The 13733-nt window shown below is 64.4% G+C and carries 16 protein-coding genes; 10 read left to right on the top strand and 6 right to left on the bottom strand.

The window, feature by feature from the left end; translation table 11 throughout:
• The 8 genes from EN914_RS06935 to EN914_RS06900 form a co-directional block, all read left to right on the top strand.
• The coding region (locus EN914_RS06935; protein WP_164778671.1) for a molecular chaperone DnaJ at positions 1–832 on the top strand (832 nt) is incomplete at its 5' end.
• A 167-nt stretch (positions 833–999) separates the two neighbouring features.
• Positions 1000–1605 (top strand): phospholipid N-methyltransferase PmtA, encoded by a 606-nt coding sequence (pmtA, locus tag EN914_RS06930; protein ID WP_013528588.1) that lies wholly within the window; start codon positions 1000–1002, stop codon positions 1603–1605.
• Between the two features lie 145 nt (positions 1606–1750).
• Positions 1751–2347 (top strand): NADPH-dependent FMN reductase, encoded by a 597-nt coding sequence (locus tag EN914_RS06925; RefSeq protein WP_024502157.1) that lies wholly within the window; start codon positions 1751–1753, stop codon positions 2345–2347.
• Complete coding sequence (pyrF, locus tag EN914_RS06920) at positions 2344–3042, top strand: orotidine-5'-phosphate decarboxylase (protein ID WP_013528590.1); 699 nt, start codon at positions 2344–2346, stop codon at positions 3040–3042. Before EN914_RS06925 ends, pyrF begins: the two co-directional genes overlap by 4 nt.
• A 32-nt stretch (positions 3043–3074) precedes the next feature.
• Positions 3075–3362, top strand: a complete 288-nt coding sequence (locus EN914_RS06915) for a DUF1330 domain-containing protein (protein WP_024502158.1) — start codon at positions 3075–3077, stop codon at positions 3360–3362.
• A gap of 245 nt (positions 3363–3607) precedes the next feature.
• Entirely contained in the window at positions 3608–3928 is a 321-nt protein-coding gene (locus EN914_RS06910) for a helix-turn-helix transcriptional regulator (protein ID WP_024502159.1), read from the top strand.
• Complete coding sequence (locus EN914_RS06905; RefSeq protein ID WP_013528593.1) at positions 3925–4389, top strand: SRPBCC family protein; 465 nt, start codon at positions 3925–3927, stop codon at positions 4387–4389. The genes EN914_RS06910 and EN914_RS06905 overlap by 4 nt, the downstream gene beginning before the upstream one ends.
• A gap of 41 nt (positions 4390–4430) precedes the next feature.
• Positions 4431–4841, top strand: coding sequence for a GFA family protein (locus EN914_RS06900; protein ID WP_013528594.1), 411 nt, complete (start codon positions 4431–4433; stop codon positions 4839–4841).
• A gap of 42 nt (positions 4842–4883) precedes the next feature.
• Here EN914_RS06900 and EN914_RS06895 read toward each other — a convergent pair whose 3' ends face one another.
• The 6 genes from EN914_RS06895 to EN914_RS06870 all read right to left on the bottom strand — a co-directional run bounded on the left by EN914_RS06895 (position 4884) and on the right by EN914_RS06870 (position 10935).
• Positions 4884–5957, bottom strand: coding sequence for a hypothetical protein (locus EN914_RS06895; RefSeq protein ID WP_024502160.1), 1074 nt, complete (start codon positions 5955–5957; stop codon positions 4884–4886).
• A gap of 127 nt (positions 5958–6084) precedes the next feature.
• Entirely contained in the window at positions 6085–6966 is an 882-nt protein-coding gene (locus EN914_RS06890) for an SMP-30/gluconolactonase/LRE family protein (protein ID WP_024502161.1), read from the bottom strand.
• Positions 6963–7604, bottom strand: coding sequence for a 2-dehydro-3-deoxy-6-phosphogalactonate aldolase (locus tag EN914_RS06885; protein WP_024502162.1), 642 nt, complete (start codon positions 7602–7604; stop codon positions 6963–6965). Before EN914_RS06885 ends, EN914_RS06890 begins: the two co-directional genes overlap by 4 nt.
• Positions 7601–8554 (bottom strand): 2-dehydro-3-deoxygalactonokinase, encoded by a 954-nt coding sequence (locus tag EN914_RS06880; RefSeq protein WP_024502163.1) that lies wholly within the window; start codon positions 8552–8554, stop codon positions 7601–7603. Before EN914_RS06880 ends, EN914_RS06885 begins: the two co-directional genes overlap by 4 nt.
• Complete coding sequence (locus EN914_RS06875; protein ID WP_024502164.1) at positions 8551–9318, bottom strand: SDR family NAD(P)-dependent oxidoreductase; 768 nt, start codon at positions 9316–9318, stop codon at positions 8551–8553. The genes EN914_RS06880 and EN914_RS06875 overlap by 4 nt, the downstream gene beginning before the upstream one ends.
• A gap of 267 nt (positions 9319–9585) precedes the next feature.
• Positions 9586–10935 (bottom strand): bifunctional diguanylate cyclase/phosphodiesterase, encoded by a 1350-nt coding sequence (locus EN914_RS06870; protein ID WP_013528600.1) that lies wholly within the window; start codon positions 10933–10935, stop codon positions 9586–9588.
• A 300-nt stretch (positions 10936–11235) separates the two neighbouring features.
• Between EN914_RS06870 and gshB the strand changes: the two genes are divergently transcribed.
• Both gshB and EN914_RS06860 read left to right on the top strand, forming a co-directional pair.
• A complete protein-coding gene (gene gshB, locus EN914_RS06865; protein WP_013528601.1) occupies positions 11236–12177 on the top strand; it encodes a glutathione synthase in 942 nt (313 codons plus the stop codon).
• 174 nt (positions 12178–12351) lie between these two features.
• Positions 12352–13733, top strand: a 1382-nt coding sequence (locus EN914_RS06860; protein WP_164778670.1) for a YifB family Mg chelatase-like AAA ATPase, incomplete at its 3' end; no start/stop codon positions are given.

Genomic DNA, 13733 nt, shown 5'->3' with positions numbered 1-13733 from the left:
CATGATGGGCGGGCGCCAGCGCCGCTCGTCGGGCGGCCGCGAGCGCGGCGCCGACCTGCGCTACAACATGGAAATCACCCTGGAAGAGGCTTTTGCCGGCAAGACCGCACAGATCCGGGTGCCGGCGTCGATCTCGTGCTCTGAATGTTCGGGCAGCGGCGCCAAGCCCGGCACCCAGCCCGTCACCTGCTCGATGTGCAACGGCCACGGCAAGGTGCGCGCCACGCAAGGCTTCTTCTCGATCGAGCGGACCTGCCCGCAATGCCAGGGGCGCGGCCAGACGATCAAGGATCCGTGCCCGAAATGCGCCGGCCAGGGCCGCGTCACCGAGGAGCGTTCGCTGTCGGTCAACATCCCGGCCGGCATCGAGGACGGCACCCGCATCCGCCTTGCCAATGAGGGCGAAGCCGGCCTGCGCGGCGGGCCCTCGGGCGACCTCTATATTTTCCTGGCGGTCAAACCGCACGAGTTCTTCCAGCGCGACGGCGCCGACTTGTATTGCAAGGTGCCGATCTCGATGACGACGGCAGCCCTTGGCGGCTCCTTCGAGGTGACGACGCTGGACGGCACGCAGACCAAGGTCAAGGTGACCGAAGGCACACAGAACGGGCGCCAGTTCCGCCTCAAGGGCAAGGGCATGCCTGTGCTGCGCCAGCCCAATGTCGGCGACCTCTACATCCAGACCGCGGTCGAGACGCCGCAGAACCTGACCCGGCGCCAGCGCGAACTTCTGGAGGAGTTCGAACAGCTCTCCTCGCAGGACAATTCGCCTCAATCGAGCGGCTTTTTCGCCCGTATGAAGGATTTCTTCGAGTCTTTCGGCGAGCGTTGATGCACTTTGGCCCGCGTAAGCCGATTTGCCACGCGTAAATCCTTGAATCGCGTCACCCCTTGAGACGCGACGAAAATTATCTTATCCACGACATGCGTCCGGCCGCGCCTTGCCTAGCACCGCTCAGGTGCTAAGTAACTTTGCGGGGAGCGCTGAGGAGAGCTTGCATGACACGTGGCCCTGGACTGCGGAAGGCGCTTGTCGAAAAGTTCGACGACGAACTCAAATTCTTCAAGGGCTGGATCGACAAGCCGAAGACGGTTGGCTCGATCGTGCCGACCAGTTCGATCACCGCGCGCAAGATGGCCTCGATCGTCAATCCTAAATCCGGCCTGCCAGTGCTCGAGGTCGGTCCCGGTACCGGCGTCATCACCCGCGCCATCCTCGCCCAGGGCGTACGCCCCGAAAACCTCTACGCTGTCGAATATTCCACGGATTTCGTTCGTCACCTGCGGCGGCTCTATCCCGGCGTCAACGTCATCGAGGGCGACGCCTTCAACCTCAACGCCACGCTTGGCGACAAGAGCGGGATGATCTTCGATTCCGTCGTTTCGGGCGTGCCGCTGCTCAACTTTCCGGTCGCCCAGCGCATCGCCTATATCGAGAGCCTGCTCGACCGCATCCCGGCCGGACGGCCGATCGTGCAGTTGACCTATGGCCCGATGTCGCCGATCCCACCCGGCCGCGGCAATTATACGGTCAAACATTTCGATTTCATCCTCCGCAACATCCCGCCGACGCAGCTGTGGATCTATCGCCGCGAGGCGCACTAAGGGAGAAGGGGGTAAGGGAGTAGGGATGAAGGGTTCCATTTCCAGGCTATTTTCTACTCCCATATTCCCCTACTGCCCTATTCCCCTATCCAGCCGTTGATTTGAGCCGTCCTTGGCTGTACCTGTCCGGGAACAAGGGTGGCCAATGGCAGTGATCCCGAAAATCCTCGTCTTCGCCGGCTCGGTGCGCAGCGGCGCCTACAGCGGCAGGGCCGCCGACGTGGCGCAAAAGGAACTCGCCATGCAAGGTGCCGAGGTGACCCGCATCTCGCTCGCCGAATACCCCCTGCCGATCATGGACGAGGACCTGGAAAAGGAAAAAGGCGTTCCCGAAAACGCCCAGAAACTCGGCCGTCTGATTGTCGCCCATGACGGGCTGCTGATCGCCACACCCGAATATAACGGCTCCATTCCGCCGCTGCTCAAGAACACGATCGACTGGGTGAGCCGGGTGCGCAGGGATGGTGGCCGGCCAGTCAGGCCGCTGGCCGGCAAGGTCGTTGGCCTCTGCTCGTCCTCCAACGGGCACTTTGCCGGTATCCGCTGCATCAACCATCTGCGCGCGGTGCTGGTGCGTTGCCAGATGGAGGTGGTGACGCCGGAATGCTCGGTGCCCGACGGCGGTGACGCCTTCGACGAGGATGGAAATTTCCGTGACGAAAGACTGCACAAATCGATGGAGCACCTATGCCGCACGCTGATCGAGACCTCGCGCCTGCTGTCCACCCGGATCGAGGCATGATCGCCAATAGCATGCGCGACCGGCTCATCGTCGGCCTCGACGTGCCGACAGTGAAGCAAGCCGAGCAGGCAGTGCGCGAACTCGACGGCATCGTCTCCTTCTACAAGATCGGCTACCAGCTTGCCTTCGCCGGCGGGCTCGACTTCGCCAGGGAGCTGGCCAGCGGCGGCACCAACGTCTTCCTAGACATGAAGCTGCTCGACATCGACCACACGGTGGCCAAGGGTGTCGAGAACATCGTCAAGATGGGCGTGACCATGCTGACCATCCACGCCTATCCCAAGGCCATGCAGGCCGCCGTAGAGGCGGCCAGAGGCAGCGACCTTTGCCTGCTTGCCGTCAGTGTTCTGACCTCGATGGACGAGCAGGACATGATCGACGTCGGCTATGAGTACGATCCGCATACGCTGGTGCTTAGGCGCTCGGAACAGGCGCTGCATGCCGGCATGGGCGGCATCGTCTGCTCGGCCGCGGAGGCCGAGGCGGTGCGCCGGATCGTGGGACCCGACATGGCGGTGGTGACGCCCGGCATCCGGCCGGCGGGCAGCGACCATGGCGACCAGAAGCGCGTGGTGACGCCAGGCCAGGCGATTCGCAACGGCGCCAGCCACCTCGTCGTCGGCCGTCCGATCATTGCTGCGGCCAACAAACGGGAAGCGGCCGAAGCCATCCTCGACGAGATGCGCTCGGCCTGAGATTTCCAGGAACAAGTTCGGAGACCAAGAAAATGCCCAAAGGATACTGGATCGCTCGTGTCGATGTGCGCGACGCGGAAGGCTACAAGGACTATGTCTCCGCCGCCAAACCTGCCTTCGAGCGCTTCGGCGCGAAGTTCCTGGCGCGCGGCGGCGAGCATGAAAAGGCCGAAGGCCCCGGCCGCGCACGCAATGTCATCATCGAGTTCGAATCGCTGGCCGCCGCGCATGATTGCTACCATTCGCCGGAATACCAGCGCGCCGCCGCCATCCGCCAGAAGGTCGCCGACGGCGAGATCGTCCTGGTCGAGGGCGCCTGAGGTCCCCTGCAAGCATAGTTCCGGTTTTAGCCGGAGACGTGCTCAAAATCGGATAGAGCCTGGCGGCGTTTGAAGCCTCGCAGGCTCATTTTACATATCTTTGCTCCGCGATTTCACGATGATCTGCCTGGCGCAGTTGCCAGGTGCGGAGCCGTGCCGACGAGCGGTCATTCAACGCCGGTCGGATTGCTGGTTGACATGCAGGTATTTACCTGCATATTATGCCTTACAACAGAGTGAGGCAGATGGACGCCGACAAGGTTTTCAAAGCGCTGGGCGACCCGACACGCAGAAGGCTGCTTGACCTTCTGTGCGAGCAGAACGGGCAGACGCTCAGTCAGCTTTGCGATCATCTGGACATGGCCAGGCAATCCGCCACCCAGCACCTCGACCTGCTGGAGGCGGCCAACCTGGTGAGCACGGTCAAGCGCGGCCGCGAAAAACTACATTTCATCAATCCCGTGCCGCTGCACGAAGTCTACGAGCGCTGGGTACGGAAATTCGAACGGCAGCGGCTCAGCCTGCTGCACGACCTGAAGCAAGAACTCGAAGGAGAAGACCAATGACCAGGGAAACGACCAGCTTTGTCTACGTGACCTATATCCGCTCGACGCCGCAGAAGGTGTTCGAGGCGATAATCAAGCCCGAGATCGCAAAGCGCTACTGGGGCCACGAGAACGTCTCCGAATGGACGCCGGGCTCGAAATGGGAGCACATCCGCGCCAATGACGAACGGACCGTCGAACTCGTCGGCAAGGTCGTCGAGATTTCGCCGCCGACCCGCCTCGTCATCACCTGGGCGAACGCTTCGCAGGCGGACGATCCGTCAAAAACCAGCCGCGTGACGTTCGCCATCGAGGAATACGACACCATGGTGCGGCTGACCGTCAGCCATGACGAGCTCGAGGCCGGCAGCGGCATGGCGAAGGGCGTCAGCCAGGGTTGGCCGGCGGTGCTGTCCAGCCTGAAATCCTTCCTCGAAACCGGCAGCGGCATCGATATTTTCGCCAAGCCGAAGTCGGCCTGATGTTGCGGCCTCGAGCAGAATCAGACCCGTGGAGAATGACAATGACCAAGCGCTATACCGGCGGCTGCGCATGCGGCGCGATCCGTTACGAGACCAATGACGAGCCTATCTTCCAGAACCACTGCCAATGCAGCGATTGCCAGAAGCGCTCAGGCACCGGCCACGGATCCTACCTGACCTTCGGCCAGCGCGCCGATATGGCCATTACCGGGGAGGTGAGCACCTGGCGCGTGGCGGGCGCCAGCGGCAATGAAAAAATCCACACCTTCTGTCCAACCTGCGGAACGCCGGTCTTTCTGATATCCGTCGCCATGCCGGAATTCATAGCGGTCCATGCGGCCAGCCTCGACGATCCGGAACAGTTCAGCCCGCAGATGGTGACCTACACGAGCCACGGCCATGCCTGGGACAAGATGGATCCCGCCTTGCAGGCGGTCGAGCGAATGCCGTAGTGAAACGCGTCCGCCGTCGGCCCGCGATCTGCCGTCGCGCCTTCAGGCCCGATGCTCTTGGCCGATCAGCCGGCTCGCCGCTGTCTCGGCTATGGCATCGGCAAGCTCGAGGTCCCATTGCTGGCGGCAATAGACGCGGAAATCGAAGCAGGGCAGGCCGGGGCAGACCTCGAACTCGATGAGGTGGACGGTGTCGTCGGCCTCGACCCTGAGATCGATGGAAAACACGTCGCGCAGGCCGAGCCCGCTCATCAGCCGCCCGGCGATCGCACGAATCCTGGCGTCGGCGGCCGGCTGGCTGTCGGCGACCGCGACGAGCTCCGGCTCGGCGTAATGTCCCGCCGCTTTCGCTGCCTGGCCAGTGTCGCCGTAGAGCGCCAGGCTGTCGGCCATGGTCTGGAAATCGGCGCCTGAATCGACAAAGGCCACGCCAAGCGCTTCGACCCCGGCATCTGGTACCAGGCCGAGGAAACTGGCGCGCACGTTGCGGCCGGCGACATAAGGCTGGACGACGACATCGTCGCGATAGGCCGAAAAGACGCGCCGGCTGAGCTCCAAAGCGTGGGCGAGATCGCTGCAGCGCGAATCCGGCCATATGCCGATCTTGGCGCCGAGCCGGTTGGGCTTGACGAACCAGCCGGCGGGCGAGGCCGGCGGCTCGACCAGCCATTGGCCGTCACGCGCGAGCCCAGCCTGTGGCACCGGCAGGCCGAGCGCGCCGAGCACGGCGCCGGAGCGGAACTTGTCCTGGCAGAGCGCGAACAGCGCATCGTCGGCGCCGATTGTCTTGAAACCGCCCAGTCGCGCCAAAGCGGGCGCCGCGCCGCCGCGGAAATAGGCAATGCCGTCGGTCAGCGTCCAGACCAGCGTTGTGCTGGGATGCTCGCCGGCGAGCACGCTGGCAGCGTCGTCGAGCGCCACCGGCGTGAACGACAGGCCGCGTGCGTGGCAGGCACGGCCAAGCACGTCGAATTCAGGAGCGAGATCGGTCGACTGCGCCAGATAGGAGGCGATTTCGGTGGCGCGCTGCGACGCATGGCCGTCGGCGAACAGACGGTTGAAACAAGCCTTTTCCGGCTCATGGACGAGTATCAGTTTCGGCTTACGGCTTGGCATGAGATGAACGATTCCCGGCGGTACGATCACCTACCATCGCATGGTCGAGACGTCAGGCTCTCGCGAAACCGACACGGTGCGGGCGGTGGCGTGACAACGCACCGTCCGACCATAGAATCCAGTTCGATCAGGCGATCAGCACGCGCGGCTCGAAGCGGCCGTTGACGGGAATATCGAGCAGAAAGGTCATGCCGCCCTGCAGATCCAGCAGACGCTGCTTCTCATCCTTGCCCGACCAGGCGGAGGTGACCGCCAGCCGGTCGGCCTTGGCGCCGACGAAGGCTGGGCAGGATGGCTGCGTCACCGGCATGGCGACCGTGCGGACGAGCTTGCCGTCGGGTCCGTAGGCTTCGATGACGCTGCCGCCCCAGACGGCGTTCCACAGGATGCCGTCGCGGTCGAGCACCGACCCGTCGACATAGCCCTTGGCCGAGCGGTGGTCGACGAACAGCTTGGGCTCACCGGCAGGCAGACCGGTCGCCGGGTCGCAGGCGACGCGCATCAGCAGCCCGGTCGAGGTGTCGGTGTAGTAAGCGATCGCGCCATCCTCGGTAAAACAGATCGAATTGGAGACGGTGATGTCCGAAAACAGCTGGCGCAGTTCGCCCTTGAAAAACCAGTAGATCGAACCCGCGCCTTTTTCCTCGCCCTTGCCCATGGTGCCCATCCACAGGGCACCACAGGGATGGACGCGGGAATCGTTGGAGCGCGTGACCGGATTGTCGGCCTCGACAGGCGTGTGCAGCGTCAGCTTGCCGGTCGCGACATCGCGGACATAAAGGCCGGTCTCGGCGGCGATCAGCTGGCGCTTGTCGTCGATGACGGCGATGGCGCTCGCCATTTGGCCAAGCTCATGGACGGTGGTCGCGCCGCCGGACAGCCGCTTTTCCAGAAGCTGGCTGTTGACGATGTCAAACCAGTAGAGCGTATCGGTGGCGGGATCGTAGCTCGGCCCCTCGCCGAGCTGGCAGACGTGATCGGAAAAAACCGAAACGATCGCTTCGCTCATCCTGCTTCTCCGAACACCGCATCCCAGGCCGCGACGGCAGCTTGCGCACGCGCGGCCACCTCGTCGACGCTCATGCCCGGCTTGAACAGGCTGGAGCCCAGACCAAAGGCGGTCACGCCGGCAGCCTTGTAGCCGGCAAAATCTTTTTCAGAGACACCGCCGACGGCGCCGACCAATGTCTGCGCCGGCAACACCGCGCCCATCGCGGAAATGCCGCCGGCACCCAGCACGCTCGCCGGGAAGAATTTCAGGGCCGAGGCGCCGAGCTTGATCGCCAGGAAGGCTTCGGTCGGCGTGAACACGCCGGGCATCGTCACCATGCCGTAATGCATGGCGCGCGCCATCACCTCGGCATCGATGTTGGGACTGACCAGAAGCCGCCCTCCGGCCTGGTGCAAGCCATCGACATCGGCCGGCGTCAGCACCGTGCCGGCGCCGACCAGCGCCGTTTTCGGCAGCACTTGGACGATGCGGGCGATCGACGAGAACGGTTGCGGCGAGTTGAGCGGCACTTCGATCGCCTCGATGCCAGCGTCGAACAGCGCCTGGCCCATGGCCATCGCCTCGGTGGGCTTGAGCCCGCGAAGGATGGCAACCAGGCCGCGCTTGAGTTTTGGAAACGGTGCGGTCTGGCTCATCGGGCAACTCCAATTCTGGCGATCATGCCGTTCTCGCGCGCCGCCTCGACGAGACCGGCACGCACTGCCTCGTCGGCGTCGACGGCCCGGACCTCAAGCCCAGCAAGACCAAGTGCGGCCTGGTAGAGGGCGGCCAGCGCGCCGGAGGCAATCAGCACCACGGGTTCGGCGCCGGCGCCATGCCGGCGGCTGGCGGAGGCGATCTCGCCGCCGATCAAAAGGCCGGACAGGCAGGCGGCGGCATCGTCGGCTTTCAAATCCTGCAGCAGGCCGGCGGCCCGGATCGAAAACAGCCGCGAGGTGACATCGCCGCCTTCGCCCAATGCGGTTTCGCACCAGCGGCGGAAGAACGGATTGTCCGATGTGACCGGCTTGGGGTGCTCGCCGAGCGAATGGCGCAGGATCGAATGCGCGGCAAGCACGGAAAACAGCTCACCGGTCGGCCAGGTGCCGAAGCCGGTAACGGCGCCATCCTCGACCAGCACCCATTTCGAATGGGTGCCGGGCATGCAGACCAACTGGCGCCCCCTGGCCGGCAGGCCGGCGCCGGCAAGCTGGGTTTCCTCGCCGCGCATGACGTCGGGCGCGTCAGTCAGCCGCTGGGCAAGGCCCGGAACGATGCGGATGTCGCGGCTTTGGCCGGGCACCCTGGCGGCACCCGCAAGGATGGCGGTAAGCGGCGCCGGCACGGTGACATAGGGCGCTTCGAGCCAGCCCTGGCGGGACCCGGCCATGCCGCAGATGATGACGGGCAGCGCCGCTGGTGCTCCCATCGCCGCCAGATGCCCTTCGAGGATGGTCGAAAAGCCCTTTTGCTGCGCGGTGATCAGGCCGTCATCGCCGCGGCGTTCGGCAAGCATATTGCCTTGCCCGTCGATCAGCCAGACCCGCATACGGGTCGTGCCCCAGTCGACGGCGGCGACCGCCGGTGCGTTGCCGGCTTGGCTCACAGGAAGCCTCCATCGACGACCAGCATCTGCGCTGTCAGCATGCGCGAGGCGTCCGAGGCCAGGAACAGCACCGTGCCGACGATGTCGTCCGGCTGCATCACCTGTTTTATGCACTGCTTGGCGACATGGGCGGCAAGCCCCTGTTCGGTCACCCAGAGCTCCTTCTGCCGCTCGGTGATCACCCAGCCGGGCGCAATGGCGTTGACGCGGATGCCGTCCACACCGAGCTTGCCGGCCAGCCCCTTGGTCAGACCGAGGATACCGGCCTTGGCGGCCGTGTAGGACGGCATGTCGGGGTGGTTGATCAGATAGGACGTCGAGGTGAAGTTGATGATCGAGCCGCCGCCGGCCCGCTTCATGCCCGGCGCCACCGCTTGCGCGGTGAAGAAATGCGGCCTCAGATTAATGGCTTGGTTGTTGTCCCAGAACTCGACCGTCACGTCTTCGACGGCGTGGCGTTCGTCCCAGGCCGCATTGTTGACCAGCACGGTGACATCGCCATGCGCCTCGGCAGCCTTCGCGGCGGACGCCCGCAGGGCCTCGACATCGCGCAAATCGGTCTTGAGATAGAGCGGCCGGCGGCCGAATTCTTTCTCGATGCGGTCGGCAAGAGCTGTGCTTGGGCCGTCGGCGATGTCGATGAAGGCGACATTGGCGCCCTGGCGCACAAAACCCTCGGTCAGTGCCGCGCCAATTCCGGAGCCGCCGCCGGTGATCAGCACCGAGGCTCCTTCGAGGTCGGCAAAATGCGCCGATGGCATCATCGTTGTTGTCTCCCAGCGCATGACCCCGAAAATCGGATCGATTTTCGGAAAGGGATCATGCGCAAATGTTAAATGCTACAGCGTCCTTTGCGCGTCTTGAAAGACGCGCGGCGCTGTAGCGTGACCGGCGCGCATCCTAGCCACGCAAGGCGCGCGGGCAAGGGCGAACCGCCGAATTTCAGGGCTTATGTCAGACAAAACGACAATGCGCCGCACCGGATGTGCACGGCAGCACCGTCGGGGTTGGGGATTGCGGAGGACCGCCGGTCAGATCGCCTTGGCGCGCAGGGCGCCGCGGAAGGAATCGCGGAGATAGCCGAGCGTGGCGTCGGCATCGACCGGCTTGCCGAACAGATAGCCCTGTCCGCCGGCGCAGCCAAACTGGACCAGGCGATCGGCCTGCGCTTCCTGCTCGATTCCTTCGGCGACGACGTCCATGCCGAGCCCTTCGCACATTGCGAGGATAGCGCGGATGATGTGTTCCGACGGCCTGTCGTCGAGAATGGAGGAGACGAAGGCGCGATCGATCTTGAGCTTGTCGAAATGGAATTCGCGCAAGCGGCCGAGCGAGGACTGGCCGGTGCCGAAATCGTCGAGCGAGACGCGGATGCCGACGCGGCGCAGATCCTCGACGATCTGAGCGGCCGAGGCCGGGTCGTTCATCAGGCCGGTCTCGGTGATCTCGATCTCCAGCCGGCGCGGATCGAAGCCGGTGCGGTCGAGGATCGCCAGTATGTGCAGGCCGGTGTTCTGGTCGACGAGCTGCGAGGGTGACAGGTTGAACGACAGGAACAGGTCCTTCGGCCAGCTTCTGGCGGCCTCCGTCGCCTTGCGCAGCACCAGCTGCGACAACGGGCCGATGATGCCACGCTCCTCGGCGATGGGAATGAAGACGGTCGGCGGCACGGAACCCAGGTCGCGGTCGGTCCAGCGCGCCAGCGTCTCGAAGCCGATGGTGCGGCGCGTGGCGAGATCGACGATGGGTTGGAAATGCGGCTCCACCTCGCCGGCCGAGACAGCCCGGCGCAGCGCCTGTTCGATGCGGGTGACGCGCTTGGCGGCTTCTTCCATCTCACGGGTGTAGACGACGACGCGGCCACGGCCGGAACGCTTGGCGTGGTAGAGTGCCGTCTCTGCCTTGTTGATGAGGATTTCCGTGGTCTCGTCGCCCGAATAGAACAACGAGCAGCCGACCGAGGCCGAAAGCCTGGCGGTGCGTTCGCCGACATCGTAGGGCGCCGACAGGATCTCGATCAGCATGCGCGACTTTTCGGCCGCAGCGTCCTCGCTGAATACCATCGGATAGAGAAAAGCGAATTCGTCGGCGCCGATGCGGCAGACCGTGGAATAGCCGTCCATAGAGGCGCGCAGCCGCATCGCGACCTGGATCAGGATGTCGTCGCCGGCCTTGTGGCCGAACAGATCGTTGATCGGCTTGAAGCCGTCGAGGTCGAGAATCCCGACGGTAAAGGGCGCGGGATCGTCGGCTCGGTCGGCGATCAGCCGATCGACCTTGTCGAAGAAGCGGCGATGGTTGCCAAGCCCGGTCAACGGATCGGTGAATGCCAGATCCGTGCTCTCCCTGTTTGCCTGACCGGTGCCAAACGAAGTTTGCATCGGTGTCCCTGTTTTGTGACTTCGGAATTTATTTTCAGACTGGCAGCAAACCCTTTAGGAAACGTATCGCGAAATCGATTTTCCATGGGCAACCGCGACCTGTTTCGAAGGATCGATGTGAGGTGTGGATTCGGGCTCAAGGAACAACGAGGACGCGCAGCCTGGCTCCTGTCACGGAATGACCGGCAGGGCCGAGCTTGCGACTTGCTGATGCCAATCTTCAAAAGGTCGCGATTGGCAGACGGGCAGTGAGCCTGTACAGGCAGGACAGTCGTCCATCCGAGCCGCCGGAGACCCGCCATGAAGCTGAAAATCGCCGTCCAGATGGACCACATCTCCACCGTGTCGATCGCCGGCGACACCTCGTTCGCGCTGTCGCTGGAAGCGCAGCGGCGTGGCCATGAGCTGTTCCACTACACGCCGGATCGGCTGTCGTTGCGCGACGGCAAGGTGTTTGCCCGCATTGAGGAGATGCAGGTGCGCGACGAGAAGGGCAGCCACTATTCGCTGGGCGAGAAGGTGCGCACCGATCTGTCGGAGATGGACGTCGTCCTGCTGCGCCAGGATCCGCCCTTCGACATGAACTACATCACCACCACGCACATCCTGGAGCGCATCCACCCGAAGACGCTCGTGGTCAACGACCCGGCCTGGGTGCGCAACAGCCCGGAAAAGATCTTCGTCACCGAATTTGCCGACCTGATGCCGGACACGCTGATCACCAAGGATCCACTCGAAGTTGCCGCCTTCCGCAAGGAGTTCGGCGACATCATCGTCAAGCCGCTCTACGGCAATGGCGGCGCCGGCATCTTCCATCTGCTGGAGGGCGACCGCAACCTGGCCTCGCTGCTGGAAATGTTCGGCCAGATGTTTCGCGAACCCTATATCGTGCAGCGCTATCTCAAGGACGTGCGCAAGGGCGACAAGCGCATCATCCTGATCGACGGCGAGCCGGTCGGCGCCATCAACCGCGTGCCCGCCGAACATGATTCCCGCTCCAACATGCATGTCGGCGGCCGCGCCGAAAAGACCGAGCTGACGGCGCGCGAACGCGAGATCTGCGCACGCATCGGGCCTTCGCTGAAGGAGCGTGGCTTCATCCTGGTCGGCATCGACGTGATCGGCGACTACATGACCGAGATCAATGTCACCTCGCCGACCGGCGTGCGCGAGGTCAAACGCTTCGGCGGCGCCGACATCGCCAGCCTGTTCTGGGATGCAGTCGAGGACAAGCGCGGGTAAGCCGTTTTCATTTTGTCTTAACCATGTTCCGTTTTTGCAACCGCGCTCAATTCGGCTGCAACCCACGCGCTCACATGTTCCCGTAATGTTCTTGATTTGACCGAGGATTTGTGATTGTCTGCCCGTGGGGCCATTTCTTGGCCATCGCGTGGGTTGTGGTCTGGGGGCAAAGAAATGGTGGCGCGGGTTCGCACGGTCGCTTTCCAGGGCATCGAGGCCGTGCCGGTCGACGTGCAGGTGATGATCGCGCCCGGCAAGGTCAACATGCACATCGTCGGCCTGGGCGACAAGGCGGTGGCCGAAAGCCGCGAGCGGGTGCAGGCCGCACTGCATGCATCCGGCCTGTCGATGCCGTCGAAGAAAGTCACGGTCAATCTGGCGCCGGCCGACCTGCCGAAGGAAGGCAGTCACTACGACCTGCCGATCGCGCTTGGCCTGATGGCTGCCCTTGGCGCCATTCCGGGCGACATGCTGGCCGGCTATGTCGTGCTTGGAGAATTGTCGCTCGATGGCACGATTGCCGCGGTCGCCGGCGCCTTGCCGGCGGCGATCGCCGCCAATGCCGAGGGCAAGGGCCTGATCTGCCCGTTCGCCTGCGGACCTGAGGCGGCCTGGGCTGGAAAGGATTTCGACATTCTGGCACCGCGCAGCCTGATTGCCATCGCCAATCATTTTCGCGGCACGCAGGTGCTGTCGCGCCCCGAGGCCGGCATCCACGCCGCCGCGCTGGATTTGCCCGACCTCGCCGACATCAAGGGCCAGGAGACCGCCAAGCGGGCGCTGGAAGTGGCGGCCGCCGGCGGGCATAATCTTCTGATGATCGGGCCGCCGGGCTCGGGCAAATCGATGCTGGCGCAGCGGCTGCCGTCGATCCTGCCGCCGCTGGCGCCGAAGGAATTGCTCGAAGTCTCGATGATCGCGTCGGTGGCGGGAGAGCTCGGCGAAGGCAAATTGACCGACCGGCGGCCGTTCCGCGCGCCGCACCACTCGGCCTCGATGGCGGCGATGGTCGGCGGCGGCATCCGCGCGCGGCCGGGCGAGGTGTCGCTGGCCCATCACGGCGTGCTGTTCCTCGACGAGTTTCCCGAGTTCACGCCGCAGACGCTCGATGCGCTGCGCCAGCCGCTGGAGACCGGCGACTGCATGATCGCGCGGGCCAACCATCGCGTCACCTATCCGGCGCGTATCCAGCTGGTGGCGGCGATGAACCCGTGCCGCTGCGGCATGGCCGGCGAGCCGGGTTATCGCTGCCTGCGCGGCGAGCGCTGCCGCACCGACTACCAGGCGCGCATTTCGGGCCCGCTGCTCGACCGCATCGATCTCAGGATCGAAGTGCCGGCGGTCTCGGCCAGCGACCTGATCCGGCCCGACCGGGCGGAGAAAAGTGCCGATGTGGCGATGCGTGTGGCACGCGCCCGCACCATCCAGCGCGAGCGCTTCGAGCGGCTCGGCGCCACCCGCGCCACCACCAACGCGCATTGCGCGCCCTCGGTCATCGAGGAGATCGCCATGCCGGACGCCGCCGGCCTGTCGCTGCTCAAGGACGCCAGCGAAAA

This window comes from Mesorhizobium sp. M7A.F.Ca.CA.001.08.2.1, from assembly GCF_003998455.1.
Classification (GTDB): Bacteria; Pseudomonadota; Alphaproteobacteria; order Rhizobiales; family Rhizobiaceae; genus Mesorhizobium; species Mesorhizobium ciceri.
Note: the sequence above shows the minus strand (reverse complement) of the source record. Positions and strands in the feature narration are given on the sequence as shown.